This window comes from Kitasatospora sp. DSM 101779 (assembly GCF_025655475.1).
Taxonomy (GTDB): domain Bacteria; phylum Actinomycetota; class Actinomycetes; order Streptomycetales; family Streptomycetaceae; genus Kitasatospora.
This window is the reverse complement of sequence record NZ_JAHTIK010000001.1, coordinates 3744032-3770432: the sequence shown is the minus strand read 5'-3', so window position 1 is coordinate 3770432 and position 26401 is coordinate 3744032. Positions and strand designations below refer to the sequence as shown.

At 74.0% G+C, this 26401-nt stretch carries 24 protein-coding genes; 16 read left to right on the top strand and 8 right to left on the bottom strand.

The genetic code is table 11. From position 1 onward, the window contains the following. The first annotated feature begins 25 nt into the window (after positions 1-25). The gene (locus tag KSNIM_RS17030; RefSeq protein ID WP_030268918.1) at positions 26-715 is read left to right on the top strand and encodes a metal-dependent transcriptional regulator; all 690 of its coding nucleotides are present in this window, start codon (positions 26-28) and stop codon (positions 713-715) included. 536 nt (positions 716-1251) lie between these two features. Here KSNIM_RS17030 and KSNIM_RS17025 read toward each other — a convergent pair. Further along, positions 1252-1953 (bottom strand): bifunctional DNA primase/polymerase, encoded by a 702-nt coding sequence (locus tag KSNIM_RS17025; protein ID WP_263104067.1) that lies wholly within the window; start codon positions 1951-1953, stop codon positions 1252-1254. 315 nt (positions 1954-2268) lie between these two features. On the opposite strand from KSNIM_RS17025, the gene KSNIM_RS17020 reads away from it, so the two are divergent. Further along, on the top strand, positions 2269-3645 hold the full coding sequence (locus KSNIM_RS17020; protein WP_263104066.1) for a transcriptional regulator: 1377 nt from the start codon (positions 2269-2271) through the stop codon (positions 3643-3645). A 275-nt stretch (positions 3646-3920) separates the two neighbouring features. Then, positions 3921-5018 (top strand): hypothetical protein, encoded by a 1098-nt coding sequence (locus tag KSNIM_RS17015; RefSeq protein ID WP_263104065.1) that lies wholly within the window; start codon positions 3921-3923, stop codon positions 5016-5018. An 87-nt stretch (positions 5019-5105) separates the two neighbouring features. On the opposite strand, the gene KSNIM_RS17010 is transcribed toward KSNIM_RS17015, so the two are convergent. Then, positions 5106-6419, bottom strand: a complete 1314-nt coding sequence (locus tag KSNIM_RS17010) for an ABC transporter substrate-binding protein (RefSeq protein WP_263104064.1) — start codon at positions 6417-6419, stop codon at positions 5106-5108. Between the two features lie 263 nt (positions 6420-6682). Here KSNIM_RS17010 and KSNIM_RS17005 point away from each other — a divergent pair, with 263 nt between their 5' ends. Continuing rightward, positions 6683-7120, top strand: a complete 438-nt coding sequence (locus KSNIM_RS17005; RefSeq protein ID WP_263104063.1) for an SCO4402 family protein — start codon at positions 6683-6685, stop codon at positions 7118-7120. Between the two features lie 109 nt (positions 7121-7229). Beyond that, a complete protein-coding gene (purU, locus tag KSNIM_RS17000) occupies positions 7230-8096 on the top strand; it encodes a formyltetrahydrofolate deformylase (RefSeq protein WP_263104062.1) in 867 nt (288 codons plus the stop codon). 60 nt (positions 8097-8156) lie between these two features. Here purU and KSNIM_RS16995 read toward each other — a convergent pair whose 3' ends face one another. Both KSNIM_RS16995 and KSNIM_RS16990 read right to left on the bottom strand, forming a co-directional pair. After that, on the bottom strand, positions 8157-9269 hold the full coding sequence (locus KSNIM_RS16995) for a maleylpyruvate isomerase N-terminal domain-containing protein (RefSeq protein WP_263104061.1): 1113 nt from the start codon (positions 9267-9269) through the stop codon (positions 8157-8159). Continuing rightward, positions 9266-9862 (bottom strand): sigma factor, encoded by a 597-nt coding sequence (locus KSNIM_RS16990; protein WP_263104060.1) that lies wholly within the window; start codon positions 9860-9862, stop codon positions 9266-9268. Before KSNIM_RS16990 ends, KSNIM_RS16995 begins: the two co-directional genes overlap by 4 nt. A 581-nt stretch (positions 9863-10443) precedes the next feature. Between KSNIM_RS16990 and KSNIM_RS16985 the strand changes: the two genes are divergently transcribed. Further along, entirely contained in the window at positions 10444-10917 is a 474-nt protein-coding gene (locus tag KSNIM_RS16985; protein WP_263104059.1) for an ATP-binding protein, read from the top strand. Positions 10918-11341: 424 nt separating this feature from the next. Here the strand turns inward: KSNIM_RS16985 and KSNIM_RS16980 are convergent, their stop codons facing one another. Next, a complete protein-coding gene (locus KSNIM_RS16980; RefSeq protein ID WP_263104058.1) occupies positions 11342-12376 on the bottom strand; it encodes a GlxA family transcriptional regulator in 1035 nt (344 codons plus the stop codon). 85 nt (positions 12377-12461) lie between these two features. Between KSNIM_RS16980 and KSNIM_RS16975 the strand changes: the two genes are divergently transcribed. The 5 genes from KSNIM_RS16975 to KSNIM_RS16955 all read left to right on the top strand — a co-directional run bounded on the left by KSNIM_RS16975 (position 12462) and on the right by KSNIM_RS16955 (position 17249). Beyond that, a complete protein-coding gene (locus KSNIM_RS16975) occupies positions 12462-13715 on the top strand; it encodes an MFS transporter (protein ID WP_263104057.1) in 1254 nt (417 codons plus the stop codon). 95 nt (positions 13716-13810) lie between these two features. Next, entirely contained in the window at positions 13811-15121 is a 1311-nt protein-coding gene (locus KSNIM_RS16970) for an MFS transporter (protein WP_263104056.1), read from the top strand. Between the two features lie 136 nt (positions 15122-15257). Continuing rightward, the gene (locus tag KSNIM_RS16965; RefSeq protein WP_263104055.1) at positions 15258-15797 is read left to right on the top strand and encodes a GNAT family N-acetyltransferase; all 540 of its coding nucleotides are present in this window, start codon (positions 15258-15260) and stop codon (positions 15795-15797) included. 118 nt (positions 15798-15915) lie between these two features. Beyond that, positions 15916-16248 (top strand): DUF4229 domain-containing protein, encoded by a 333-nt coding sequence (locus KSNIM_RS16960; RefSeq protein ID WP_263104054.1) that lies wholly within the window; start codon positions 15916-15918, stop codon positions 16246-16248. Positions 16249-16250: 2 nt separating this feature from the next. Next, positions 16251-17249 carry a LacI family DNA-binding transcriptional regulator gene (locus KSNIM_RS16955; protein WP_263104053.1) on the top strand — a complete coding sequence of 333 codons (999 nt, stop codon included), beginning with the start codon at positions 16251-16253 and terminating at the stop codon, positions 17247-17249. Positions 17250-17313: 64 nt separating this feature from the next. Here KSNIM_RS16955 and KSNIM_RS16950 read toward each other — a convergent pair whose 3' ends face one another. Beyond that, positions 17314-18522, bottom strand: a complete 1209-nt coding sequence (locus tag KSNIM_RS16950) for an MFS transporter (RefSeq protein WP_263104052.1) — start codon at positions 18520-18522, stop codon at positions 17314-17316. A gap of 137 nt (positions 18523-18659) precedes the next feature. Between KSNIM_RS16950 and KSNIM_RS16945 the strand changes: the two genes are divergently transcribed. The 3 genes from KSNIM_RS16945 (at position 18660) to KSNIM_RS16935 (ending at position 22516) form a co-directional block, all read left to right on the top strand. Beyond that, positions 18660-18797 (top strand): hypothetical protein, encoded by a 138-nt coding sequence (locus tag KSNIM_RS16945; protein ID WP_263104051.1) that lies wholly within the window; start codon positions 18660-18662, stop codon positions 18795-18797. Between the two features lie 90 nt (positions 18798-18887). Then, the gene (locus KSNIM_RS16940; protein ID WP_263104050.1) at positions 18888-20195 is read left to right on the top strand and encodes a dicarboxylate/amino acid:cation symporter; all 1308 of its coding nucleotides are present in this window, start codon (positions 18888-18890) and stop codon (positions 20193-20195) included. 242 nt (positions 20196-20437) lie between these two features. Further along, positions 20438-22516 (top strand): glycosyl hydrolase family 28-related protein, encoded by a 2079-nt coding sequence (locus tag KSNIM_RS16935; protein ID WP_263104049.1) that lies wholly within the window; start codon positions 20438-20440, stop codon positions 22514-22516. Between the two features lie 93 nt (positions 22517-22609). Here the strand turns inward: KSNIM_RS16935 and KSNIM_RS16930 are convergent, their stop codons facing one another. Further along, entirely contained in the window at positions 22610-23809 is a 1200-nt protein-coding gene (locus tag KSNIM_RS16930) for an Ig-like domain-containing protein (protein WP_263104048.1), read from the bottom strand. Positions 23810-24115: 306 nt separating this feature from the next. Next, positions 24116-24319: a cold-shock protein gene (locus KSNIM_RS16925; RefSeq protein ID WP_030268950.1), complete on the bottom strand. Its 204-nt coding sequence runs from the start codon at positions 24317-24319 to the stop codon at positions 24116-24118. Positions 24320-24669: 350 nt separating this feature from the next. Between KSNIM_RS16925 and KSNIM_RS16920 the strand changes: the two genes are divergently transcribed. Next, positions 24670-25554: a menaquinone biosynthetic enzyme MqnA/MqnD family protein gene (locus KSNIM_RS16920; protein ID WP_263104047.1), complete on the top strand. Its 885-nt coding sequence runs from the start codon at positions 24670-24672 to the stop codon at positions 25552-25554. A 70-nt stretch (positions 25555-25624) separates the two neighbouring features. Continuing rightward, positions 25625-26401: serine/threonine-protein kinase (locus tag KSNIM_RS16915; protein WP_263104046.1), on the top strand; the 777-nt coding region annotated here is incomplete at its 3' end.

Below are 26401 nucleotides of genomic sequence, written 5' to 3'. Positions count from 1 at the left end.
CACCGAAGAACGGAGACCAGCGGCGATGTCTGGCCTGATCGACACCACGGAGATGTACCTCCGCACCATCCTCGAACTGGAGGAGGAGGGCATCACGCCGATGCGCGCCCGCATCGCGGAGCGCCTGGAGCAGAGCGGCCCCACGGTCAGCCAGACCGTCGGGCGGATGGAACGCGACGGCCTCCTCCGGGTCGCGGGCGACCGCCACCTGGAACTCACCGAGGAGGGCCGCCGGCTCGCCGTCCGCGTCATGCGCAAGCACCGGATCGCCGAGTGCCTGCTGGTCGACGTGATCGGCCTGGAGTGGGAGCAGGTCCACGAGGAGGCCTGTCGCTGGGAGCACGTGATGAGCGAGACGGTCGAGCGCAAGGTGCTCGCCATGCTCGGCCACCCCACCCAGTCCCCGTACGGCAACCCGATCCCCGGCCTGGACGAGCTCGGCGACACCAAGGCCGAGGGCGAGGGCTTCGACGCGGCCCTGCTCACCCTCGACTCGGTGGCCGGCAGCGGCAGCGCCAGCGTGGTCGTCCGCCGGATCGGCGAGCCGATCCAGACCGACGAGGAGCTGATGCGCACCCTGCGCCGCGCCGGTGTCCGCCCCGGCGCCACCGTCCAGGTCGCCCCGGCCGCCGGCGGCGTCCTGGTCGGCGCGGGCGAGGGCGCGGCCGAACTCGGCAAGGACATCGCCGCCCACGTCTTCGTCGCCCAGGCCTAGGCCCAGGCCTTCCACCGGGCCCCGGTCCGCGCCCCGTGCGCCGGGCCGGCCGTCGGTATGCCCGTGGTTCCTCACCGCAGCAGGGGCCCGGTGCTCCCCGGCACCGGGCCCCTGCTGCGCCCCACCCGTCCCCTCCCTGATCCCCCTGTGCACCGCGGCACCGGCCACCCCGAGCCGGGACGGTGCCGCAGCCCCCGATCCCCCCGTCCCCGCGTCCGGCTTCCCCGACCGAACGCCCCTCCCGGCCCCCCGGGTCCGTGCCCCCTCTCGTGCTCCCCGCCGTGCGTCCTCCCGCCGGAATTTCTCCCCTCGGCAGCTCCCGCCAATCCTTGAGAGCTGTCACCCGAACGAGCAGGCTTGCCGGCCTGACCAGCGGGTACACCCCTGCCTCAGGGCGAAGACACGTCAGGCGGGCCCCGCCCCCGGTGAGGGGCGGGGCCCGCCGGATGCGCGCGAGGGTGTCGCGCGGTTCCCGCCCTCACCCGATAGGAGCAGGGCGGCGATCGGCGGACGGGTGAATTCCCGTCAGGCCCGGTTCAGCGGACGGCCGCCGGCACCGGCCCCGGCTGCGGCCGGAGCGGCTGCAGGACCTCCCGTCCGCAGGCGTACGCGAGCGGATTGATCAGCTCGGCGGCGTCCGGCAGCCAGCGGTTGATCGCGGACGGCGGGCGGGCCCACTGGGCGAAGCCGTAGGGGCCGATCCTGGACGGCGGCGCCACCACGTGGTCGCCCTCGCCGCGGGCCACCAGGTCGAGCCGGCCGGGGGCCCAGCCCAGCTTGCGGAGCATCTCCGGCACCTTCGCCGCCACCCCGGGCAGCACCAGGAAGTGCAGCCGCCGGCCGGCCCGCCCGGAGGCTGCCGGGACGGCCACCACCGGACCGAGCTGCAGCCCCATCCGCTCCATCCGGGCCAGCGCCAGGCAGCCCGCCACCTCCGGCACGTCCAGCACGTCGAAGGAGCTGCCGGTGGGCAGCAGGACGGAGGCCTCCGGGCGCTCCGTCCACCAGCGGCGCACGACGCCCGGGCCCGCGCTGGCCCGACGGCGCCAGTCCTCCTCCGCCGGGTGCGCGCCGGGCAGCGCGCACCCGAGGTCGCCGCACGAGCAGTGGGCCGGCCCGTCGCCGTCGACCAGCCACGTGCCGGGGACGACCTCCCAGTGGCGGTCCTCCGCGTAACTGACGGCTTCGATGAGGAGCGGGGGCGGACCCTGCTCGCGGGCTCCTGGGGTGTTGTCCACGTGGTGCTCAACTACCGTGCGTGAAGGCGGTTACGGCCGAACGGCGGGTGGTCAGCCGACCGCGGCCGATGTCACCCTCGACGGTGAGCCGGCCGCCGTGTCGACCGCCGTTCCGGGGGCGGTAACGGGCGCAACGGGGGCGCACAGGGGCATTCACCAGGGCGCGTGGGGAGTGGATGCGTCACCCTGGGTATTCCGCTGGTGTCGCCGGGTTGCCGGCCGGGGGTCAGGACGCGCCCCCGCCGCCGGCGCAGGCACCAGCAGCAGAATCGTCGCCCCGCGGTCAGGGCCGGGGGCGTTGGGGAGGCGAAGTCCATGGCCGCGAGACCACTCGTCGCACGAGAGCCCAACGAGCGCTTGCAGCAACTGATCCAGGAAGCGGGCTGCTCGAACGCGGGCCTGGCCCGCCGGGTCAACCTCTGCGGCGCGGAGCACGGCCTGGACCTGCGCTACGACAAGACCTCGGTGGCCCGCTGGCTCCGCGGCCAGCAGCCGCGCGGCCAGGCCCCCGCGGTGATCGCCGAGGCGCTGGGCCGCAAGCTCGGCCGCGGTGTCACGGTGGACGAGATCGGCATGGCCGACGGCAAGGGCCTCAGCTCCGCCGTGGGCCTGCAGTTCGCCCCCAACCTGAACGCCGCGCTGGAACAGGTCTGCGAGCTGTGGCGCAGCGACGTCGGCCGCCGCGACTTCCTGGCCGGGGCGGCGGTGGCCGCCTCCGCGCTGGTGGAGCCCAGCCGGGACTGGCTGATCACCCCGCCGGACCCGGTGGTCGCCCGGGCCGGCGCCACCCGGGTCGGCCCGACCGACGTCGCCGCCGTCCGGGCCACCACGCAGATGCTGGTCGAGCTGGACCACCGCTTCGGCAGCGGCCACGTCCGCCCGGTCGTGGTGCACTACCTCAACAGCGTGGTGTCCAACCTGCTCTCCGGCGGATACCGGGACGAGACGGGGCGTCAGCTCTTCGCCGCCGTCGCCCGGCTGACCGAGCTGGCCGGCTACATGGCGGTCGACACCGGGCAGCCGGGGCTGGCCCAGCGCTACTACATCCAGGCGCTGCGGCTGGCCCAGGCGGCCGACGACCGCGGCTACGGCGGCTACGTGCTCGCCGCCTCGATGAGCCACCTGGCGGCCACCCTCGGCAACCCGCGGGAGATCGCCCAGCTCGCCCGGGCCGCCCAGGAGGGCGCCCGCGCGGTCGCCACCCCGACCGCGATGGCGATGTTCTACGCCGCCGAGGCGCGTGGCCACGCGCTGCTCGGCGACGCCCGGGCCTGCGAGGCGGTGGCGGCCAGGGCCCAGGAGGCGATGACGCACCGCAACCCGGCGGACGACCCGGACTGGATCGTCCACTTCGACGAGGCCTACCTCGCCGACGAGCTCGCGCACTGCCACCGGGACCTCGAGCAGGGCGCGAAGGCGGAGGCGTACGCCCGCACCGCGCTGGAACTGCATCCGGTGAGCCGGGTGCGCCGGCGCGCGGTGGACCTCGTGCTGCTCGCCACGGCGCAGCTGCAGCAGCGCGAGGTCGAGCGGGCCTGCGAGACGGGCACGCAGGCCGTGCGGCTGCTGAGCGGTCTGCGTTCGAACCGAGGGGTGGAGTACCTGCACGACTTCCGCAGCAGACTGGAGCCGTACCGGGAACACCGGGTCGTCAGGGAGTTCCAGGCGAGGCTCGCGGGGGAGGCGGCGTAGGGATCGTCCGGTCGTCGGGCCGCCCGGCTTCGTGAGGAGCAGGTGAGGAACGCCCTCCCTGCGTAGTCACCCGTGCAGGTGACGGGGTAGCGTGGGCGTGCTATGCAGCGTTACCCAGGTCGTCGAGCAGTTGTGGTCCGCCGTCAGCGAGCGCGCGGCACAGGTGAGGAATCGCGTTGAGCCAGCGCCGCTTCTCCCACTCCCATTCCTCCAGCGACTTCAATCTGGACGATCTGTTCAGGCCGGAGTCCGGAGGGGAGCAGGGTCAGCCGGGCGTGCCCGCACAGCAGGCGCCGCCCGTCCAGCAGCCGGTGCCGCAGGCAGCGCCACCGGTGCCGGGTCAGGGCGGCCCCGAGTACTGGGGTCCGCCGCCGTCCGGTGCCGCGCAGCCGGCGGCCCCGGCCGAGCACGCGCCGGAGACGCAGTACCTGCCGCCGTACCCGACGGCCGACCCCTCGGTCGGCGGTCAGCCGCAGACGCCCGGTCAGGCGACGCCGGGTCAGCCCGGCTACGGCGCGCAGTCCTACGGCGGCCAGCAGGCCTTCGGCGGGCAGCAGCAGCCGTACGGCGGCCAGACCTTCGGCGGGGGCTTCCCGGCGGAGGCGCAGCCGCAGCAGGCGGTGCAGCAGCCCGCGTACGGCGGCCAGCAGACCTTCGGCGGCCAGTCCTTCCCGGCGCCCCCGGCCGCGCCGCCGGCCGCCCCCGGCTACGGCGACCAGCGCGGTCGGGCGGGCTCCGGCTCCAACCGGCCGTCCAACAAGATCGTCATCGGTGGTGTGATCGCCGGCTGCGCGGCGGCGGGCATCCTGGTCGCGGTGCTGATGAGCGGTGGCGACGACAAGCCGTCCGGCACCGGGACGGCGCCCGTGGCCAAGGCGTCCAGCGGCGCCCCGGCCACGAGCGGCACCGGCGGGATGACGCCGGAGGCCAAGGATCAGGCGAAGGCGCTCTCCGACCTGCTGGGCACCGCCAGTGCCAGCCGGCAGGCCGTGGTCGGCGCGGTGGCGGCGGTCGGCAAGTGCGACAAGCTGCCGGAGTCGCAGGCGGCGCTGACCGGCGCGGCCACCCAGCGGCAGGGCCTGATGACCAAGCTCGGCGCGCTCAAGGTGGACAAGCTGACCGGCGGCGCCGAGCTGGCCTCCCAGCTGCAGAAGGCCTGGCAGGCCTCCGCCACCGCGGACACCGAGTACGCGGCCTGGGCGGGCGACGCCGCGGCCGGCTGCGACCCGGCGGCGATCAAGAACAACCCGCACCTGAAGGCGGCCAACGAGGCCAGCGGCACCGCGACCGGGGCGAAGGAGAAGGCGTCCTCGCTCTGGAACGCGATCGCCGGCCAGGCCGGGCTGCCGAACAAGGACAAGACGGAGCTCTGAGCTCCGCGGCCCGCGGGCCGGGAACGCCGAGGGGCGGACGGGAGTGATCCCGTCCGCCCCTCGGCCGTGTCCGAGTGCCCACCGCCGTCAGGACGGGCTCTTGCCCCCGGCGAGCACCCAGCGGACGTCGACGAAGCCCTTGTGCTGCTCGACCAGGCGGCCGCCCTGCACGTGCTGGAAGGTGACCGAGGTGTTTACCAGCCGCGGCGAGTCCGCGCTGGCGAGCATGTTGGTCATGCCCCAGCTGAGCGGCGGGGTGGCGCCGTTGGTCTCGATCGGGTCGCCGCTGTCGAGTACGGCGCGCAGCGTCTTGGCGGTGAGCGGCTTGCCGGCGTCCACCCGGGTCGTGGCGGCCCGCAGCACCTCGTAGGCGACCCAGGTGGTCTGCACGCCCGGGTCGGCGACGTCGATCGCGGTGTCGCCGCCGCCGTAGCCGTGGACGGTGCCGCGCAGCGCGTCCCACACGGGGGAGGACTCGGGCGGGAACCAGCCGGTCGCGTAGGCGCCGCCGAGCGGGCCGCCGTCACCGCCGGTGGAGTCCACCACGGACTGCTGGAAGCTGCCGATCACCGAGGCCAGCGCGGTGTGCTTGGGGCCGAGCCGGCGGAACGGGTCGAGCAGGTTGGAGGTCGGCTCGGGCCCGAGCGCGACCGTGATGCAGTTGCCGCTCCGGTCGTCCCCGATGGCCTTCTGCGCGATCGGGGTGTAGTCGTTGGACCGCTCCGGCGCCTTGACGTCGGTCAGCCTGATCCCGGCCGGCCGCAGCGCGGCGTCCAGGTAGCCGACCAGGGTGTCGCCGGCCCGGGTGTCCGGGCGGATCAGCGCGACCGACTTGCAGCCCGCCTCGACCAGCTGGCGGCCGCTGCCGGCGATCAGCGCGGGCGTGCCGCCGGCCACCGGGTAGGACAGCGGGCTGCTGAACTCCGGCGTCGACAGGCCGTAGCCGCCCAGGTAGGGGATGCCGGCCTGCTCCAGCGTGGAGACGAAGCTGTTGCCGTACTGGCTGTAGGAGCCGACCACCGCGACGGCCTTCGCGTCGATCGCCTGCCGGGCGCAGGCGGTGACCCCGTCGGCGGTGTTGTGCTCGTTGCAGGTCAGCACGCGCAGCTTGCGGCCGTGCAGGCCGCCCTTGGCGTTGATCTCGCGGCCGATCGCCTCGGCGAGCGCGGTCATGCCGGGGCGGTCCGCGGAGCCGGTGCCGGACGGCGCCCAGGTCATCACGGTCAGGTCGCTGGAGGCCGAGGCGGCGTCGGCCGGCCCCCCGCAGGCGGAGGTGGCGAAGACGGCGGGGACGAGGGCCGCTGCCGCGGCCAGGACGCCCGCTCTGCGGCGGTGCCGTCGGAGGCCGGTGCTCTGCCGGCCGGCGGGCCGATGGTCGTCGGGCGATCCGTTCCGCCTCATGGTGACTCTCCCCTCCCGGGTACACACCCTCGGCCGCACTGTGATTCGGCCGAAATCAAGCCTTGACCTGGCCGGGCAAGCCGAGAGGGACGAAAAGCGAACGGAAAGCCAACGCAGGCGGAACTCCGGGGGGTGACGCGTGTAGACCGACGGTCGGTGGCGACACGTACGATCGAGGCACGATGTCCGACTCCACAGATTCTTCGTATCGGTCCGCCAACACCTCTTCTCGCGGCGGCCGCCGCTCCAGCACGATGGGCCGCATGCCGCTCAACGATCTGCCCTGGTGGCGCTGGCGGGCCCGCATCCGCTCGGCGCTGCACATGCTCTCCGACCCGTCCTTCCAGCACCACACCTGGCTGGCCGGCCGGGACGGCTACGGCGACGTCACCGACGCCGTCTACCGTCTGGTCGAGGACAGCTGGCTGGACCGCTGGTCCGCCGAGAAGTACATCGGCACCGTCGTCCGGGACGCCACCGAGGCCGCCGCCCTGGACGCCGCGGTGCTGCGGGTGCTGCGGGTGCTGCACCAGGTCGGTGCGGACGCCCCCGCCGCCTCCTACCTCGGGCACCCGCTGTGGCCGGAGGCGGTCGCGGCCGCCCGGGAGGCCCACGTCCTGTTCACGGTCAACGACGGCGAGGACCCGGACGCCCCGCCGCGCAGCCTGGAGGTGCTGCGGATCATGACGCAGGCGGCCTGACCGGCGCCCCGGCACGCGGCGGCGTCCCGCACTCCGGGCAGCGGCGCGCCGGGCGTCCGGAATGTGACACGCTTGGCCGTCCGTCGCGAACGAGTGGAGGAACCCGCACGTGGAAGAGCAGAAGGCCGGCGTCCAGTACGTCCTCACGCTGTCCTGCCCGGACAAGCAGGGCATCGTGCACGCGGTCTCCAGCTTCCTGTTCATGACCGGCTGCAACATCATCGACAGCCAGCAGTTCGGTGACGCCGACAGCGGGCTGTTCTTCATGCGGGTGCACTTCTCCGCCCCCGGGCCGGTCACCGCGGAGAAGCTGAGGGCCAGCTTCGCCGCCGTCGGCGCCTCCTTCCACATGGACTGGCACATCCACTCGACGGCCGAGCGGATGCGTGTCGTGCTCATGGTGTCGAAGTTCGGCCACTGCCTGAACGACCTGCTGTTCCGCACCCGGATCGGTGCCCTGCCCGTCGAGATCGCCGCGGTGGTCTCCAACCACACGGACTTCCGCGAGCTCACCGAGTCCTACGGCATCCCGTTCCACCACATCCCGGTCACCCGGGAGAACAAGGCCGAGGCCGAGCGCCGCCTGCTCGACCTGGTCGCCGAGGAGAGCGTCGACCTGGTCGTGCTCGCCCGCTACATGCAGGTGCTCTCGGACGACCTCTGCAAGGAGCTCTCCGGCCGGGTGATCAACATCCACCACTCCTTCCTGCCGAGCTTCAAGGGCGCCAAGCCCTACCACCAGGCGCACACCCGCGGGGTGAAGCTCATCGGTGCCACCGCGCACTACGTCACCGCCGACCTCGACGAGGGCCCGATCATCGAGCAGGAGGTGGCCCGGGTGACCCACGACGTGACCCCGGAGCAGCTGGTCGCGATCGGCCGGGACGTCGAGTGCCAGGCGCTCGCCCGCGCCGTCAAGTGGCACAGCGAGCGGCGGGTGCTGCTCAACGGCAGCCGTACGGTCGTCTTCGCCTGACCTTACCGGGGCGTACGTCACGGTCCGGAGCGCACGTCCGTCCGGCCCTGCCCCCGGGCGTCAGGGCCGGGAGAGCAGCGGCAGCGCGTGCAGCACCTGCCGGATCGCGTCCCGGTCGCCCTCCCGGCCGACCGGGATCAGATCCGGGTCGCGGTGGGCGGCCGCCAGGTAGCAGAACTCCAGCCCGTCCAGCGCCATCTCCGCCACCGGCTCGGCGGACCCGCCCGACCCGTCCAGGGGGATCAGCCACTCGCCGGCCGCCGGGCCGTCGATCACCAGCCGCAGCGCCCGGCCCGGCGAACCGGCCGGGACGGGCTGGGCCCGGCGGGCGGCGAACAGCCGGGGAAGTATCCGCGCCCCGAGGTCGATCAGCCGGTGCAGGTGAGCCGGTGCGGGCGGCGGGTAGGGGTAGTCCACCGCGCGGGCGATGTCGTCGCCGTGGATCCAGCACTCGAAGGCGCGGTCCAGGAAGGCGTCGCGCAGCGGCAGCACGGCGAAGCCGTAGTCCACCGGCGCGCCGCCGTCGCCGTCACCCGCCGACGCGGCCTGCAGCAGCGCACGGCTCTGCCGCCGCCAGCGCTGCCGCACCTGCTCGGGGTCGTCCCCGCCGGCCGCGGTGATCAGTGCCAGGGTGCGGTCCAGGACGTCGGCGGGCTCGCCCCGCTGCGGCACCCGGGGAGCCGGCGGACGGCGGCCGACCACCGGCGGACGGGCGCCGCCGAGCGGATCGGGCAGGCCGACGGTGCGGGCGAGGTAGCCGTCGACGGCGGTCAGGTGGCAGACCACCTCGGCCGGCCGCCAGCGCTGCACCCCGCCGTGCCAGGGCAGCTCGGCGACCTCCTGCCACTCGGCCGGGCCGAGGTCGCGCAGCAGGGCGTCCAGCTTGGCGCTCTCCGCGGCGTACGGGCCGGCCCAGACCGGTATCGGCAGCTCGGGCGGACGGCGGCCCAGACACCAGTCGATCACCTGGCGGCGGAGCGTCGCGGAGAGGTCGAGCGGTTCGTCGGGGGTGAGTTCGGCGGCGGCACCGCGCAGCCGGGACGCCTCCTCGGCACACTCCGGGCAGTCGGCGAGGTGCCGGGCGACCTCGGCGGCCTCGTCCCGCGGGCAGGCGCCGAGCGCCCACGCCCCCAGCAGGGAGCGCAGCGCATCGTGCCGCCCGGGCGCCGTCACGGCCCCGGCCGTCCGGCCACCGGGACGGGCTCCGGGCAAAAGCCGTCGCAGGCACCCGTGTGGGCACCCGGGCGGGTGTCGTCGTGGCCGTCGTCGGCCCCGCCGTGGGGGGCCGCCAGCTCGCCGGCCACCAGCTGCAGGCCGAGCCGCATCCGGTGCTTGGCCGCGGTCTCGCTGATGCCGAGCCGGCGGGCGGTGTCCCGGTAGGTGCGGCCGTCGTGGTGGCCGGGGGCGATGGCCTCGCGCAGCGGGTCGGGCAGCGAGGCGACGGCGTGGTGGGCGCTGGCGGCGGCGGACCGGGCCGCGATCCTCCGCTCGTCGCCGCAGTCCTCGCGCAGCCGCTGCACCGCCCGCCGGTGGGTGAGCCGGCCCAGCCAGGACCGCAGGGTGCCCTGCCCGGGGTGCCAGCGGCCCGGGTCCGTCCAGACCTGGGCGAAGACGTCGCGGGTGAGCTGCTCGGCGGCGTCCTGGTCGTCGAGGACGCGCAGGGCGAGGCCGTGCACGAGCGGCGCGAACCGGTCGTACAGCTCGCCGAGCGCCGTCTCCTCGCCGCGGACGAGGCGGAGCGCGAGTCCTTCGTCGGAACTGCTCATCCGCTGCCGCGCTCTCTGCTCACGAGGGTGTCCCTCCCCGCTCTCCCCGGCGTGTCGCAGGCACCGGCCGCACCGCGTCCGCCCCGGCACGCCGGCCGACGGGCCATGCCTGCGACCACGGTATCCAAGACCGCGGACCCGCCGGGTGAAATGCGGAAATGAGGGGGCGGGAAGTTTCACCCCGTCAGATCATTCCGGTACCCCGGCTCGGACGGCGGGTTCGGACAGATGTGGGATGGGTGGTTCGCTCGTGGCGGGCACCCCGGACGGCCGCTCTGGCGGTACCGTCGTTGTGCTCGTGCACAGGCCCCGACCCGGCCGGACGATCGTCGGTGCGACGCTCGTCAGGGTGAGCGGGACAGTATGCACCGAGCTGTCCCCCGATCGCTGGAATATGCCCGAAGCGCTTGCTGCGACCACGCGGTCGAATCATCCTGAGGCGTATTCGTGTCGAAGCCATGGGTAATCCGACCAGGCAGACCGGCCGAGCGCGGCCGGCCGACCGGTGTGATGAAGGCGCTGCCGCCCGGGCCGGGCGGCAGGGTGTGGGTGGCCGATTACCGAGTGCGGGTGGTGGAGCGGTGCAGGTACTTCAGGTGCAGCTGGCGGTCCAGGCGGACCCGGCGGAGGTCGGCAGGGCGCGCCGGTGGGTACGGACCAGGCTTCAGGGGCACGGGCTCGACCCCGATGCGCCGATCGCCGAGACCCTGGTGCTGGTCGTCTCCGAACTCGTCACCAACGCCGTGGTGCACACCGGCTGTCCGGCCGTGCTGAGACTCAGCATGCCGGTGGCCGACGCCGCGTCGCCTGACGCCCTCTCATCGCCGGTCCGGGTCGAGGTCGCCGACGCCAGCCGCACCGCGCCCGCTCCCCGGCACGCCGGCCGGGACGCCACCAACGGCCGTGGCCTGGAGCTGGTCGAGCTGCTCTGCGTGCGCTGGGGCTGGTACCCGGAGGGATCCGGCAAGCGGGTCTGGTGCGAGATCGACCCGGCCGTGGAGACACCGGTCCCGGCCGCGGCGCCCGCCCTGGACGAACTCGCCTGGCAGCTCTGACCGCGGCTCCTCCTCGTCCGGCCCCGCACCGCTGCACCCCCACGCCCCCGCCGGAGACCGCCGCCCGCACGGCCGCACCCGGGGCGCACGGGTCGCCCGCACCGGCCCGGCCGTGCTCCGTATTCCGGCCGATGCGCCGCAACCTCGCCGAATTTACGACAAGCCATTGACGTGACGTATCCGACTGATCACGCTTGGGTGCAGCTCCGTCGCGAGGGGACGCCGAGGGAAGCCCGGGTGGTGCCAGCACATCAGGGGGACCGGCTGCCGACCGCCCGCAGGCCTCCTCGGCGAGTGCGGAGCGAAGGCGCGCGGGTTCAGGGCTCGCGCGTCGGCTCGGACGGTGTCCCGGCGTGCCGTGCTCGGGGCGTGCGCGGCGGGGCACCGTCCGGCGAGGGCTCGTCCAAGAAACAAATCGCGCCAACTATGGCTGCCCCATCGCCTGTGATGACGCCCTAGCGGCGCGGCGCGCGGGCTCCGTGGTGCGGAAGGTCCGCCGGTAGGCGCTCGGCGCGACGTCCAGCCGACCGCGCAGGTGCAGCCGCATCGAGGCCGCGGTGCCGAACCCGGCCCGCCGGGCCACCTGGTCCACCGACAGGTCGGTCTCCTCCAGCAGCCGCCGGGCCAGGTCGGTGCGCTGCAGCGCCAGCCACTCGCCCGGGCTGCTGCCGGTCTCCTCGCGGAACCGCCGGGTGAAGGTCCGCACGCTCATGCCCGCCCGGGCGGCCAGCTCGCCGAGCGGCAGCGGCCGGTCCAGCCGCTCCAGCGCCCAGGCCCGGACGGCGGCCGTGCCGGACCCGCCCTGCACCGGGTCGGGCCCGGGCGTCGCGACGTACTGCTTCTGCCCGCCCTCCCGCCACGGCGGCACCAGGCAGGTCCGGGCCACCGCGTTGGCGACCGCGCTGCCGTGGTCGCGGCGCACCAGGTGCAGGCAGACGTCGACGCCCGCGGCGACCCCGCCGGAGGTCAGCACGTCGCCGTCGTCGGTGAAGAGCACGTCCGGGTCCACCCGCACCTGCGGGAACATCCGGGCGAAGCGCTCGGTGTACGCCCAGTGCGTGGTGGCCGGGCGCCCGTCGAGCAGGCCGGCCGCGGCGAGGACGAAGGCGCCGGTGCAGATCGACACCAGCCGGGTGCCGGGACGGATCACCGCCAGGGCGGCCGCGATCCGCGGGTCGAGGACCCCGTCCACCACGTCGCCGGGGCCGTCCTGCTGTGCGGGGATCACCACGGTGTCGGCCTCGGCGAGGAGTTCGGGGCCGTGGTCGACCGCGATCCGGAAGTCCGTGCTGGTGGCGACCGGCCCGCCGTCCACGGTGCAGGTGGCCACCCGGTACAGCGGAACGCCGTCCGGGCCCTTGGCCGATTCGAAGATCCGTGCCGGGATGGCCAGTTCGAAGGCGATCACCCGGTCCAGTGCCAGCACCGCGACCCGGTGCTGCCGCGCGGCCCCTGCCATCCTGGTCTCCCTTCGTGCGGGCGGTGCCACATTGTGACCCGTAAACCACTGGCCCGCGGAAGTGGTCTGGACCAAAACTGCTGCTGTGCCTGAACTGAGACCCGCGCCCGCCCCGGCCGACACCGCCGTCGCACCTGCCGCCGGCCCGGCCATCTGGACCCGCAACTTCCGGCTCTACTTCACCGCCCGCAGCTCCGGTCTGCTCAGCGACGCGATGCTCCCGGTCGCCGTCGCGGCCGGCCTGATCGGCGCCGGCCGTCCGCTCGGCAGCGTCGGCTACGCCATGGCCTTCCTGATGGCCCCCTTCGCCGGGCTGGTGCTGGTCGGCGGGGTGCTCGCCGACCGCTTCACCGCCCGCCGGCTGATGATCGCCGCCGACCTGCTCAACCTGGCCACCAGGGTGCTGATGGCCTGGCTCTTCTTCACCGGCGTCGACCGGCTCTGGCAGCTGTACGTGCTGCTCGCCCTGGCCGGCACCGCCGCGGCGATGTTCCAGCCCGGCGCCGCCTCCACCGTCCCGCTGACCGCCCGCGACGTGCAGGGCGCCAACGGTGTGCTGCGCACCTCCGAGGCGCTCACCGCGCTGCTCGGCCCGGCCCTCGCCGGCCTGCTGGCGGGCGCCGCCGCCACCGGGTGGGTGATGGTGGTCGCGGCCTGCGCCTATGCGCTGAGCGCCTGCTGCCTGCTCGCCCTGCGCCTCGGCCCGGTGCCCACGCCGCCGCCCGGCGACAGCCTCTGGCGCAACCTGGTGGAGGGCTGGCACGAGTTCCGCGCCCGCACCTGGATGTGGGGCGTCATCGTGATCTGGCTGTTCTTCAGCGCGCTCTGCTACGGCCCGCTGCTGCCGGTCGCGGCCGGCCTGCTCGTCCCCGCGCACGGCTCCGCCGCGTACGGTCTCCTGAACGCCGTGTTCGGGGCCGGGACCGTGCTCGGCGGGCTGCTCGGCATCCGCGTCCGCCCGCGGCACCCGCTGCGCGGCGGGGCGCTGGCGATGCTGGCCTTCCCGCTGTACCCGCTGGGCATCGTGCTGGGGCTGCCCGTTCCGCTGCTCGCCGTCTGCTTCCTGGTCACCGGGGCCGGTGTCACCTTCTGGGGCGTCATGTGGGCGACCAGCGTGCAGACCCAGGTGCCGGCCGAGGTGCTCAACCGGATCCACGCCTACGAGGTCGCCGGGTCGGTCTGCATGGCCCCGGTCGGCGCGGCGCTGGCCGGCCCGGCCGCCGAGGCCTTCGGCCCGAAGGCGGTGCTCGCCGCAGGCGTCGCCGTCGCGCTGCTGGTGGTCGCCGCGCTGCTGCTCGTCCGGCCGGTGCGCGACCTGCGACGGGTGGCCGACCGCTGAGCGGGGCGGGGCGGCCGGGACGTTTGGCCCGATCCTGACGAAAGCTGGCAGTCAGGCCACTCGTTCGCTCCCGCCCCGCCCGGGACACTCGTCCGGTGACCGATCTGAGCACCCGCAGACCCGACGCCCCCGCCGACACCCGACCGGCCCGCCTCCACTACGCCTGGGTGGTGGCCGGCGTCGCGCTGGTCGTCCTGCTCGGCTCGGCCGGCTTCCGCTCCGCGCCCGGCCTGATGATGGACGCCCTGAACGCCGAGTTCGGCTGGTCGCACGCCACGATCGGCAGCGCCGTCTCGGTCAACCTCACGCTGTACGGCCTCACCGCGCCGTTCGCCGCCGCGCTGATGGACCGCTTCGGCATCCGGCTGATCGTGGTCAGCGCCCTGCTGACCATCGCCACCGGCGCCGGCCTCACCGTCCTGATGACGGAGAGCTGGCAGCTGATCCTCTGCTGGGGCGTGCTGGTCGGCCTCGGCAGCGGGTCGATGGCCGGCGCCTTCGCCACCACCGTCACCGGTCGCTGGTTCCACGCCAGGCAGGGCCTGGTCACCGGCGTGCTGACCGCCGCCGGGGCGGCCGGCAACCTGGTCTTCATGCCGGTGCTCGCCGCCCTGGTCGAGCACCACGGCTGGCGCACCGCGGTCGTCGTGGTCTCGCTGTCGGCCACCGCCGTCGCCGTTCCCGTGCTGCTGCTGATGCGCGAGCGCCCCGCCGACGTCGGCCTGCTCCCGTACGGCGCCACCGAGCAGCCGCCCGCCCCGGTGACCGACGGCAGCGCGCTCGCCCGCTCGCTGCGGGTGCTCCGGGAGGCCGCCCGCACGAGGGCCTTCTGGCTGCTGGCCGGCTCCTTCGCGATCTGCGGCGCGACCACCGCCGGCCTGGTCGGCACCCACTTCATCCCGGCCGCGCACGACCACGGCATGCCCGTCACCACCGGCGCGAGCCTGCTCGCCCTGGTCGGCGTCTTCGACGTGGCCGGCACCATCGCCAGCGGCTGGTTCACCGACCGCTTCGACTCCCGGCGGCTGCTGGTCGTCTACTACGGCCTGCGCGGTCTGTCCCTGCTCTTCCTGCCGCAGCTGTTCGGGCACTCGCTGCAGCCCCCGATCCTCGCCTTCGTGATCTTCTACGGGCTGGACTGGGTCGCCACCGTGCCGCCCACCGTGGCGCTCTGCCGGCGCCACTTCGGGGCCGACGCGCCGATCGTCTTCGGCTGGGTGCTCGCCGCCCACCAGATCGGCGCCGCCGTCGTCGCCGGGCTGGCCGGCCTCGTCCGCGACCGCTTCGGCGACTACGACCTCGCCTGGTACGCGGCCGGCGGACTGTGCGCCGTCGCCGTGGTGCTCTGCCTGGCGCTGCGCGGCAGCGCCCGGACGGGCGGTGCACCGGCTGCCGTGACCGCCTGAGGGCGCGGCTGCCGGCGGATGTCCGGTCGGGGGGCGCCCGAGCGGGGCCGAGCGGGGCCGGTCGGGGGTGTCCGGTCCGTGGACGCAGCGGACGGCAGCGGACGGCTGTCGTAAGGAGCAGATAGCCTCTACGGCTATGACGCTGTCCTTCACCCTGGACCCCGCCCTCACCCCGGGGCTGCGCGACGAGCTCGTGGAACTGTGGACGGACGTCAGCAACGCCGGCGGCGCGGTCGGCTTCGTCGCGCCGGTCACCGCCGACCGGGTGCGGTCCACCGCGGAGGAGCAGTTCGCCGGGCTCGGCCCCGGCGGCCCCGACCGGCTGCTGATTGGCCGCGAGCGCGCGACCGGCCGGCTCGCCGGTGCCCTCTTCCTCACCTCCATGCGCTTCGACCTCATGGAGCACTGGCGGATGGTCAAGCGCGTCATGGTCCACCCCGAGCTGCAGGGCCGCGGCTACGGCGCCGGCCTCCTCGCCGAGGCCGAGCGCACCGCCCGCGACCAGGGCCTCGCCGGCCTGCGGCTCACCCTGCGCGGCGGCCTCGGCCTGGAGGACTTCTACAGGCGCTGCGGCTACCGGGAGGTCGGCCGGGTGCCCGGCGCGATCCGGGTCGGGCCCGGCGACGACCGCGACGACGTCACCATGTGGCTGGACCTCCGCCACGACATCGGCTGACCCCGTGCGGGCGCCGCCGCCCGGCATGCTTCACTGGGAGACCGGCACCCGGCGAAGGCCGCTCCAGGCGGTCGTGCCCGAGCCGCCCGTCGTACCCCAGTCGTGAAGGACGCCACCCGTGAGCAGCCGCAAGTCGCACGCCACGCTCCGCTACACCTCCCTGCGGGCGAGTATTTTCCTCGGCTGTCTGCTGCTGGCCATCCTGCTCGGGCACTTCGGCGTGATCCCGGTCGCGGGCAGCAGCGGCGTCGTCTTCCTCATCCTGCTCGCCCTCCTGGTGTCCGCCCCGATCAGCTACGTCGTGCTCAGCAAGCAGCGTGACGCGATGTCCGAGCAGATCGTCGACAAGGTCGGCGGCATGCGCACCCGCACCGCGCAGCGGATCGCCGACCAGAACGCCGAGGAGGACGCGGCCGACGACGCCGCCCGCGCCGCCGCCGTGCAGGACTGACCTTGCCCGACCCCGCGCCGCCGCGCCGCCCGACCGGGCGGGACGTGGCCCGGCTGGCCGGCGTCTCGCAGGCCACCGTCTCGCTGGTCTTCTCCGGCGCCGGTGGCCACCGCGTCTCCGACGCCACCCGCGAGCGCGTCCGGGAGGCCGCCCGCACCCTCGGCTACCAGCCGCAGGCCGCCGGCCGCCAACTGCGGCTCGGCCGCAGCGGCATGGTGATGCTCGCCGTGCCCAACCTGCTCGGCCCGTTCTTCGGCCGGGTGCTCTCGGGCGTCCACGAGGAGGCCCACCGGCGCGGCCTCGCCGTGGTCGTCTCCTCCGGCTGGGACGGTGCCACCCTCGCCGAGGCCGCCACCGCCGGCCGCTTCGACGGCCTGCTGATCTGCTCGCCGGACGACAGCCAACTCGGCGAACTCCCCACCGACACCCCCGCGGTCTTCCTCGACGCCGACCCGGCCCGCAGCCCCGGCCGCCCGACCGTCGAGCTCGACGTCGCGGGCGGCATGCGCGCCGCCGTTGACCACCTCGCGGAGCGCGGCCACCGCCGGATCGGCCACCTGCGCTCCACGCTGTCCGCGCACACCTTCCGCACCCGCCAGGCCGGTTTCGAGGCGGCCACCGCGGGCCTGGAGGTCGTCGAGGTCGGGGTCAGCCTGAACGAGGGCGCCGAAGCCGCCCGCGCCGTCGCCCGCGACCTGCTGCAGCGGCCCGACCGGCCGGCCGCCGTGATCTGCGACGACGACGTGGTCGCGTCCGGCCTCTACCAGGCCGCCGCCGAACTCGGCCTGCGGATCCCCGAGGACGTCTCGGTGGTGGGCATCGACAACATCCCGGTGGCCGGACTGCTCGTCCCGCCGCTCACCACCGTCGACCTGCCCGGTGAGCAACTCGGCCGCACCGGCGTCATCGCCCTCGCCGCCCTCCTCGCCGGAGATCCGGTCACCCCCGTCCCGCCGCTCCCCACCACCCTGGTCGTCCGCGCCTCCACCCGCCCGGCCTGACCGAAGGCCCAAGGCCCGGCACGGGTACCGAACCGTGCGGGGCGGACGGTGCGGCGCGTTCCGTTCAGGCCGCCAGGACGGTCCGGGCCGGGGCGTCGGCCGCCGCGGGCCGGAACCAGCCGCGGCAGGCGAACAGCAGCACCCCGCCGACGCCGATCCCGGCCGCCGCACACACCGCGACCCGCAGCAGCGAGCCCTCGACCAGGGCGCCGGACACCGCATACCCCGCCGCGTTCCCGGTCGCGAACAGCGTGATCAGCCAGGCGAAGGCCTCGGTGACCGTCCCGGTCGGCGCCAGCTCGGCGATCAGCACGAAGGCGGCCGCCAGCAGCGGCGCCAGGCCGATCCCGGAGAGCAGCGAGAGCGCGGACATCGCGAACGGACCGGGCAGGGCGAGCAGCGGCAGGTACGAGGCCGCCATCAGCAGCGCGATCACCCAGGTGCGGGTGGCGGTGGTGCTCCTCCACCGGACGGCGCCGTAGCCGAGCGCGCCGAGCAGCCCGCCGAGCGCCGCGAGCGCCAGCATCACGCCCGCCCCGCCGGGCAGGGCGCCGGGGTGCTGCTCGGCGTAGGCGATGAACAGCACGCTCTGGGCGCCGACCGTCCAGCCGGCCCCGGCCAGACCGACCAGCAGCAGGACGAGCCCGGGCGAGCGCAGCGGTCCGAGGAACCCGGCGGAGGCGCCGCGCGCCGGTGCCCGCCAGGCCCGGGCGGGTGCGGCGGTGGCGACGACCAGCGAGCCGAGCAGGCCGAGCGCGGCGGCTGTCCACAGGGCTGTGGACGGGCCGAAGCCGGCGGCGATGCCGGCCACCGCGAGCGGGCCCGCCACGTAGAGGATCTGCTGGGAGGCGGAGTCGAAGGCGTACGCGGTGTCGAGCTGCTCCTCCTTCACCACGGACGGCCACAGGGCCCGCAGGCAGGGTTCGAGCGGCGGCATGGCGAGGCCTGCGAGCGCGGCGCCGGCCGGTGCGGCGACCGCGGAGCCGGGGGCGAGGGCGAGCAGGGCGTAGCCGAGCCCGGCCACCAGGGCAGTGGTGAGCAGCACCCGCGGCTGGCCGGTGCGGTCGACGATCCGCCCGAGCACCGGGCCGCCGATCGCGGCGGAGACGGCGTAGGCGGCGGTGGCGAGGCCGATCCGGCTGTACGGCGCACCCGCCTCGCGCAGGGCGAGGGCGATCACCAGACCGGTCATGCCGGCGGGGAGCCGGCCGAGCAGGGTGCCGAGGAGCAGCCGGGTGACGTGCGGGGCGCGGAGCAGCGCGATGTAGCCCATACCTGAAGTTATACGTATAACCGACCTCGTCGGTCAATCTGCGCCGACGGCGTCCGCTGCGGCCACTGGCTGGTTCGTGGCCATAGCTCAAACCAATACTTTGAACATCTCAAATGTTTACTGCTAACGTTCCGGCCATGACCACCGCAGGCGCCGCGCTCCAGGCCGGGTCGAGCACCCCGCTCGCCCCTCGCCGCGCCTGCACGCCCCGAGCCGTGGCCGGCCCCCGCGCCTGCCGCGCCTGCGGCTGTACCGGGGCGGCACGCCTCTCCTGACGGTCCCTCCGCGGCCCCGCCCGGACGGGCCCCGCGTGCCGCCGTGTCCGACCTCCCCCCGTCTGCCACCCGACCCGGAGTCGCATCCCCATGCCCGGACCCCTGTCCGCAGTCCGCCGCACGCCCTTCTGGGCGCAGATCGCCGGAGGCCTCGTCCTCGGCCTGCTGCTCGGCTGGATCGCCCGCGCCAGCGACGTCGCCTGGCTCACCACCACCCTCGACACCGTCGGCAAGACCTTCGTCCAGCTGCTGAAGCTGGCCGTCCCGCCGCTGGTCTTCACCGCGATCGTGGTCAGCGTCGCCAACCTGCGGAACGTCGCCAACGCCGCGCGGCTCGCCGTCCGCACCCTGCTCTGGTTCCTCGCCACCTCGCTGATCGCGGTCGCCGTGGGCCTCGGCCTCGGCCTGCTCACCGACCCCGGCAGCGGCGCCGGCCTCTCCACCGAGGGCCTCAAGGCCCCGGAGGAGGCCGGCAGCTGGGTCGACTTCCTGACCGGCATCGTTCCGACGAACATCGCCACCGCGTTCGTCGAGGTGAACGTCCTGCAGATCGTCTTCCTCGGCATCGTCACCGGTGCCGCCGTGCTGAAGATCGGTGAGAAGGCCGAGCCCGTCCGCCGGCTCGCCGAGTCCGTCCTCGACCTCACCCAGACCGCGCTCTGGTGGGTCATCAGACTGGCGCCGCTCGGCACCCTCGGCCTGATCGGCAAGTCCGTCGCCAAGTACGGCTGGGACCTGCTCGCCCCGTTCGCCACGCTCACCGCCGACGTCTACATCGGCTGCGCGATCGTGCTGTTCGCGGTCTACCCGCTGCTGCTGCGCTTCGCCGGCGGCCTCAACCCCGTGCACTTCTTCCGCGGTGCCTGGCCGGCCATCCAGCTGGCCTTCGTCTCCCGCTCCTCGGTCGGCACCCTGCCGGTCACCCGCCGGGTCACCGAACGCCTCGGCGTCCCGAGCGAGTACGCCAGCTTCGCCGTCCCGTTCGGCGCGACCACCAAGATGGACGGCTGCGCCGCGATCTACCCCGCGCTCGCCGCGATCTTCGTGGGCCAGGTCTACGGCATCCACCTCGGCGTCGGCGACTACCTGCTGATCGCCTTCGTCTCGGTGATCGGCTCCGCCGCGACCGCGGGCCTCACCGGCGCGATCGTCATGCTGACCCTCACCCTGTCGACGGTCGGCCTGCCGCTGGAGGGCGTCGGCCTGCTGCTCGCGATCGACCCGATCCTCGACATGGTCCGCACCGCCACCAACGTGGCCGGCCAGGCGGTCGTGCCGATCCTGGTCGCGGCCCGTGAGAAGACGCTGGACCGCGCGGCCTACGACCACCCGACCGGCGATCTGCTGGCCGAGCCCGCGCCCGCCCGGCCCGCCGAGCCGGTGACCGCCGCGGCCTGACGCCGGATCACCGCAGGACCCGCCCAGGGCCCCTTCCCCGAACCGGGGGAGGGGCCCTGGTCCGTGTGCGGCCCGGCGGAGGAGCCCGGGCATCGACCCGCAAGAACAGACGTATTCATCTGCATCAAATCAACAGATATTCGAAAATTACTTGCACGGTTCTTGTGGGGCCTCGCCGCGGAGCCCTACGCTCCGCCGCGAGCGCCTACGGCCGCCACCACCCCGAGAGAAACGAGCAAGCGATGTCACGGAGCATCAGAGGAGCGGAGCGCCGGGCCGGCGGGCCGCTGCGTCGTGCCGCGGCCGTGCTGGCGGCGGTGACCGCGGCCACCGTCGGCTACGCCGGGCCGGCCGCCGCCGGCACCGGGAAGCCCGCCGCCGGGGCCGTCGTGACACGGGTGGGCCTGGCGCCGGCGCTGGCCGCCGGACGCGGCGCCGACCTGGGCGCGGCCGAGCAGGAGGCCGAGAACGCGCGGAGCAACGGCACGGTGATCGGTCCGGACCGCACCGCCTACACCCTGCCCTCGGAGGCCTCCGGCCGCTCCGCGGTGAAGCTGACGCCCGGCCAGTACGTCGAGTTCACCCTGCCCGCGGCGGCCAACGCGATCACCGTGCGCTACAGCGTCCCGGACGCCCCGGGCGGCGGCGGCACCACCGCGCCGCTGGACGTCGCGGTGAACGGCCGCAAGTACAGCACCATGACGCTGACCTCGCAGTACTCGTGGCTCTACAACCAGTACCCGTTCAGCAACGACCCGCAGGCCGGGCTGCTCCACCCCGACTGGTGGATCACCGAGTGCTCCTGCGTGCCGAGCGCCACCACCCCGGCCCCGGAGATCGCCAAGCCGTTCCGGCCCACCCACTTCTACGACGAGCAGCGCCTGCTGCTCGGCCGCACCTACCGGGCCGGCGACACCGTGCGGCTGACCGTGCCGCGGGGCAGCAGGGCCGCCTGGACGGTGGTCGACCTGCTCGACTCCGAACTCGTGGCCGCCCCGCACGTGAACCCCGCCGCCGCCAACGTGCTCGCCTTCGGCGCCGACCCGACCGGCCGGCGCGACTCCGCGGACGCGATCGACCGGGCGATCGCCTTCGCCCGCGGGGTGCGCCTGCCGGTCTACCTGCCGCCGGGCACCTACCAGGTGAACCGTCACATCGTGGTCGACGACGTGACGATCGAGGGCGCCGGCAGCTGGTACACGATCGTCAAGGGGCACCGGGTCGAGCTCGCGACCCCGGCCCCATGGGGGTCTCCCCGGCCGGAGGCTGGGGGAGGTTCGGTGCACACCGGCGTCGGCTTCTACGGCAAGGACGCCGCCGCGGGCGGCAGCCGCAACGTCCACCTGTCCGGCTTCGCGGTCGAGGGCGATGTCCGCGAGCGGATCGACACCGACCAGGTGAACGGCATCGGCGGAGCGATGAGCGACTCCATGATCGAGGGCCTGTACATCCATCACACCAAGGTGGGCCTCTGGTTCGACGGGCCGATGAAGAACCTCAGGGTGACCCGCAACGTGATTACCGACCAGATCGCCGACGGCCTGAACCTCCACACCGGCGTGACCGACTCGGTGGTCTCGCACAACCTCGTCCGCAACAGCGGCGACGACGGCCTCGCCATGTGGTCCGAGAGGACCGGGGACGCCCGCAACACCTTCGACCACAACACCGTGCAGTCGCCGGTGCTGGCCAACGGCATCGCGATCTACGGCGGCACCGACAACACCGTCTCGGGCAACCTGGTCGCCGACCCGGTCCGCGAGGGCAGTGCCGTCCACGTCGGCTCCCGCTTCGGCGCCGAGCCGTTCGCCGGGCACCTGTGGATCACCGACAACACCACCGTCCGCTCCGGCACCTTCGAGCTGAACTGGAAGATCGGCCTCGGCGCGATCTGGTTCTACGCGCTGGAGAAGGACATCGCCGCGGACGTCCGGGTGACCGGGGACCACTTCCTCGACAGCACCTACAACGCGGTGATGGTGGTGGCCGACTGGCCGGTCAAGGACCTCTACGAGGTCACCGGCCTGCACTTCAAGGACATCCGGGTCGACGGCACGGGCGCCTCGGTGCTCAGCGCCCGCGCGGCAGGCTCCGCCGACTTCGAGAACGTGGACGCCCGCAACGTCGGCGCGGTCGGTGTGAACAACTGCGGCAGCTTCCACTTCACCCCGGCCGGGTCGGAGTTCTCGCTGACCGACCTCGGCGGCAACGACGGCGGCGGCACCACCGGTGCCTGGCTCGCGCCGTGGGAGCTGCCCAACACCATCACCTGCGACGACCGCCCTCCGGTGGTGGCGCCGCCGGCGCCGTCCGCCTGGTGACGGCGTGCGGCGGCCACCCCCGAGAAAGCCGTCGGGGCGCCCGTCCGGATCCCCCCTCCGGACGGACGCCCCGACGGCGTTCGGGTCAGCGCGTCACCACTTGTCCCAGGAGATGTTCCAGCCGCTCAGACCGTTGTCCGGCTTCACCTGCTGGCCGACCGAGTTCTGCACGGTGACCGGGTCGCCGACCATCGCGGCGTCGTAGAACTGCCCGGCCGACGAGCCCGGCGAGCCGTCCTTGGCCGAGGTGTCCTCCAGGCCGATGCAGCCGTGGCTGGTGTTGGTGTGGCCGAACACGCCGGGGGCGTACTTGCCGTGCACGTAGGTGCCGGTCGGGGTCAGCCGCAGGGCGTGCGGCATCTCGACCTTGTAGGCAGGGCCCTCGTGGTTGACCACGGTGGAGGAGTCCATGACGGTCGTCCCCTCCTTGGCCATGACCACCATCGTGCCGTTGAAGGTGTTCTGCGAGGCGGGCGAGCTGGCGCCGGCGCTGATCGGGATGGTGGCGTCCGGCTTGCCGTCCTCCTTGACCACCATCTGGTGGGTGGAGGCGTCCGCGACGCTGACCCGGGAGCGGCCGATGGTGAAGCTCTGGTCGCTGTCGACCTCGCCGTACACGTCCGGGGCGGTCTCGACGCTCTTCAGCCGGTAGTGCACGGTGACCTTGGTCTGCGGCTTCCAGAACGTCTCCGGGCGGAAGTCCACCCGGGTGTTGCCGAACCAGTGCGGCTTGACCACGGTGCCGTCGGAGGCCTCGAAGGTGACGGCCTTCTCGACCGCCGCCTTGTTCTCGACGCCCTTCTTGAAGTTCAGCGAGACGATCATGCCGACGCCGTAGGTCTGCTTGTCCGAGATGTTGTCGTACGGGCTCGCGCCCTTGGTCGGCGTCAGGGTGGTGAAGCTGCTCTCCGCGGTGGTCGCCACGCCGGAGGCGTCGGCGGCCTGGGCGCTCACCTTGTACTCGGTGGAGACGGCGAGGTTCTGCGAGGGCGTCCAGCCGAGGCCGTCGGGGGTGATGGTGCCCGGGACGTCCTTGCCGTCCTTGCCCGTCACCTTGACCGCGGTGAGCTTGCCGTTCGCCACCGCGACCTTGAGCGCGCCGGTCGGCTTCACCTTGGTGGCACCGTTGGCCGGCTCGATGCTCAGCTGGGCCTGGGACTTCTTCTGCTCCGCCTGCTTGTCGGGGCCCGAGGACGAACCCCCGCCGCTGCTGCTGCACGCGGTGGTGAGCACCAGCGCCCCACCGAGCACCGCTGCCGCCACGATCCTGCCTGCCGCCCGCTTCACTGCCATACCCCTTCGCCGTATTCCCTTCGATAGACGCGCGAAGGGCCCCGGCAGTTTCGCACCCGGGGGACCGTCCGGTCACGAATCGACAACAGCCCCCGGCCGCGTGGCGAGGATCACTCGATCGAGCGATGCCGCGTGGCCGACGGAGCAGTGCTCCCCGCGTGTCAGGGCCCGGCCGGGCGCGGAACAGGCAGGGGGGCCCGCCACAACGTGGCGGGCCCCCTTGGTACTGCTCTTCGTGCTCGTGTGGCGGCCCGGGTGGCCGCCGTGGACCCGGAGGTCCGGAGCGATCAGATCATCAGAGGATCGTCAGACAGCGGTGACGTTCTCCGCCTGCGGGCCCTTCGGGCCCTGGGTGACGTCGAAGGTGACCGCCTGGTTCTCCTCGAGCGACCGGAAGCCGGTCGAGTTGATGGCGGAGTAGTGGACGAAGACGTCGGGGCCGCCGCCCTCCTGGGCGATGAAGCCGAAGCCCTTCTCAGCGTTGAACCACTTGACGGTTCCCTGAGCCATGCCGTTCTCCTTGCGAGGGACGTATTGGAGGCCACACCGTGTGACCTCCGGTCCGCTGCGCTGATCGCCCTGCCTCCGGGAAGGTCCGGAGTTTTTCGCACAGTGCTCAATCAATGCTCAATTGCGCTGAAACTGCTGAAAAACTACGAAAAGCCCGCGGTTACATGCTCCGCAGGCTTCAAGTACTGCAAGGGGAATCAAACTGCAACTGGAGGAGACGGTAGCACGCGGGCGCGGCCCCGACCAGGGGTGACCGAAGGGCGCGCCGGTGTGTCGCCCGCCTGGTGTCGGGACCTGAACGCGGCAGGCATACGCTGCGGGGAGAGTACGAACATCAGAGGGAGCGCACGGTGACCGGTAGCGAGGCGGGCAGCTCGGCGGCGGTAAGGCCCCGAGTCGGACATATTCAGTTCCTCAACTGTTTGCCCCTCTACTGGGGGCTCGCGCGGACCGGCAACCTCCTCGATCTCGACCTCACCCGGGACACCCCCGAGAAGCTCAGCGACCGCCTGGTCGCCGGCGACCTCGACATCGGCCCGATCACCTGCGTCGAATACCTGCGGCACGCCGAGGACCTCGTGGTGCTGCCCGACATCGCCGTGGGCAGCGACGGCCCGGTGATGTCCTGCGTGATCGTCAGCAAGCTGCCGCTGGCCGACCTCGACGGCCGCCGCGTCGCCCTCGGCTCCACCAGCCGCACCTCCGTCCGGCTCGCCCGCCTGCTGCTGGAGGAGCGCGAGGGCGTCCGGCCCGAGTACTTCTCCTGCCCGCCCGACCTCGACGCGATGCTCGCCCGCGCCGACGCCGCCGTCCTCATCGGCGACCCCGCCCTGCGCGCCTCCCTGGAGCAGGCCCCCAGCCAGGGCCTCGCCGTGCACGACCTCGGCGCCATGTGGAAGGACTGGACGGGCCTGCCCTTCGTCTTCGCCGTCTGGGCCGCCCGCCGCAGCTACGCCGAACAGCAGCCCGGCACCGTCGCCGCCGTGCACCGCGCGTTCCTGGAGTCCCGCGACCTCTCCCTCACCGAGGCCGGCAAGGTCGCCGAGCAGGCCGCCCGCTGGGAGTCCTTCGACGCGCCGCTGCTGGAGCGGTACTTCACCGAGGCCCTGGACTACTCGCTCGGCGGCCGCCAGCTCGCCGGCATCACCGAGTTCGCCCGCCGGGTGGCCCACGACAGCGGCTTCGCCCCGGACGTGACGGTGCGCCTGCTGGAGTCCGTCCCGGCCGCCGGGTAACACCGGCGAGCAGGGACTCCGGTTGGTACTGTCCGGCGGGGCCCACCAGGGCCGGCGGGAGGCGGGGGCGATGGAACCACTGGGCGCTGCGGACCCGACACGGGTCGGCGGGTACCGGCTGCTGCGCCGCCTCGGCGCGGGCGGCATGGGGCGGGTCTACCTCGGCCGCACGGCCGGCGGCCGGACGGTCGCGGTCAAGGTGGTGCGCGGCGAACTCGCCGACGACCCCGAGTTCCGGGCCAGGTTCCGGCAGGAGGTCGCGGCCGCACGGCTGGTCGGCGGCCGCTGGACGGCCCCGGTGCTCGACGCCGACACCGAGGGCGACCAGCCCTGGGTGGCCAGCGGCTACGTCGCCGGACCCTCGCTGGACGCCGCCGTCCGCCGGCACGGCCCGCTGCCCGTCCCGGCCGTGCACACCCTCGGCGCCGCCCTCGCCGAGGCCCTGGAGCAGGTGCACGCCCTCGGCCTGGTGCACCGCGACGTCAAGCCGTCCAACGTGCTGCTCGCCCTGGACGGCCCCCGCCTGATCGACTTCGGTATCGCCCGCGCCCTGGACGCCGCCACCGCCCTCACCCGCTCCGGGTACGTGGTCGGCTCGCCCGGCTACCTCTCGCCCGAGCAGGCCGCCGGCGAACCGGCCGGACCCGCCGGGGACGTCTTCTCGCTCGGCGCCGTCCTCGCCTTCGCCGCCACCGGCACCGCGCCCTTCGGCGAGGGCGTCAGCGCGGCCGTCCTGCTCTACCGGGTCCTGCACGAGGAGCCCGACCTCGCCGGGATCACCGGCCCGCTGCACGAGGCCGTCCGGGCCTGCCTCCACAAGGACGCCGCCGACCGGCCCACCCCGGCC

Coding starts and splice junctions, on each gene's coding strand:
- KSNIM_RS17030 (WP_030268918.1), top strand. CDS start 26: ATGTCTGGCCTGATCGACACCACGGAGATGTACCTCCGCACCATCCTC.
- KSNIM_RS17020 (WP_263104066.1), top strand. CDS start 2,269: ATGGCCGCGAGACCACTCGTCGCACGAGAGCCCAACGAGCGCTTGCAG.
- KSNIM_RS17010 (WP_263104064.1), bottom strand. CDS start 6,419: ATGAGGCGGAACGGATCGCCCGACGACCATCGGCCCGCCGGCCGGCAG.
- KSNIM_RS17005 (WP_263104063.1), top strand. CDS start 6,683: ATGCCGCTCAACGATCTGCCCTGGTGGCGCTGGCGGGCCCGCATCCGC.
- KSNIM_RS16990 (WP_263104060.1), bottom strand. CDS start 9,862: ATGAGCAGTTCCGACGAAGGACTCGCGCTCCGCCTCGTCCGCGGCGAG.
- KSNIM_RS16980 (WP_263104058.1), bottom strand. CDS start 12,376: ATGGCAGGGGCCGCGCGGCAGCACCGGGTCGCGGTGCTGGCACTGGAC.
- KSNIM_RS16965 (WP_263104055.1), top strand. CDS start 15,258: ATGACGCTGTCCTTCACCCTGGACCCCGCCCTCACCCCGGGGCTGCGC.
- KSNIM_RS16950 (WP_263104052.1), bottom strand. CDS start 18,522: ATGGGCTACATCGCGCTGCTCCGCGCCCCGCACGTCACCCGGCTGCTC.
- KSNIM_RS16945 (WP_263104051.1), top strand. CDS start 18,660: ATGACCACCGCAGGCGCCGCGCTCCAGGCCGGGTCGAGCACCCCGCTC.
- KSNIM_RS16940 (WP_263104050.1), top strand. CDS start 18,888: ATGCCCGGACCCCTGTCCGCAGTCCGCCGCACGCCCTTCTGGGCGCAG.
- KSNIM_RS16935 (WP_263104049.1), top strand. CDS start 20,438: ATGTCACGGAGCATCAGAGGAGCGGAGCGCCGGGCCGGCGGGCCGCTG.
- KSNIM_RS16930 (WP_263104048.1), bottom strand. CDS start 23,809: ATGGCAGTGAAGCGGGCGGCAGGCAGGATCGTGGCGGCAGCGGTGCTC.
- KSNIM_RS16925 (WP_030268950.1), bottom strand. CDS start 24,319: ATGGCTCAGGGAACCGTCAAGTGGTTCAACGCTGAGAAGGGCTTCGGC.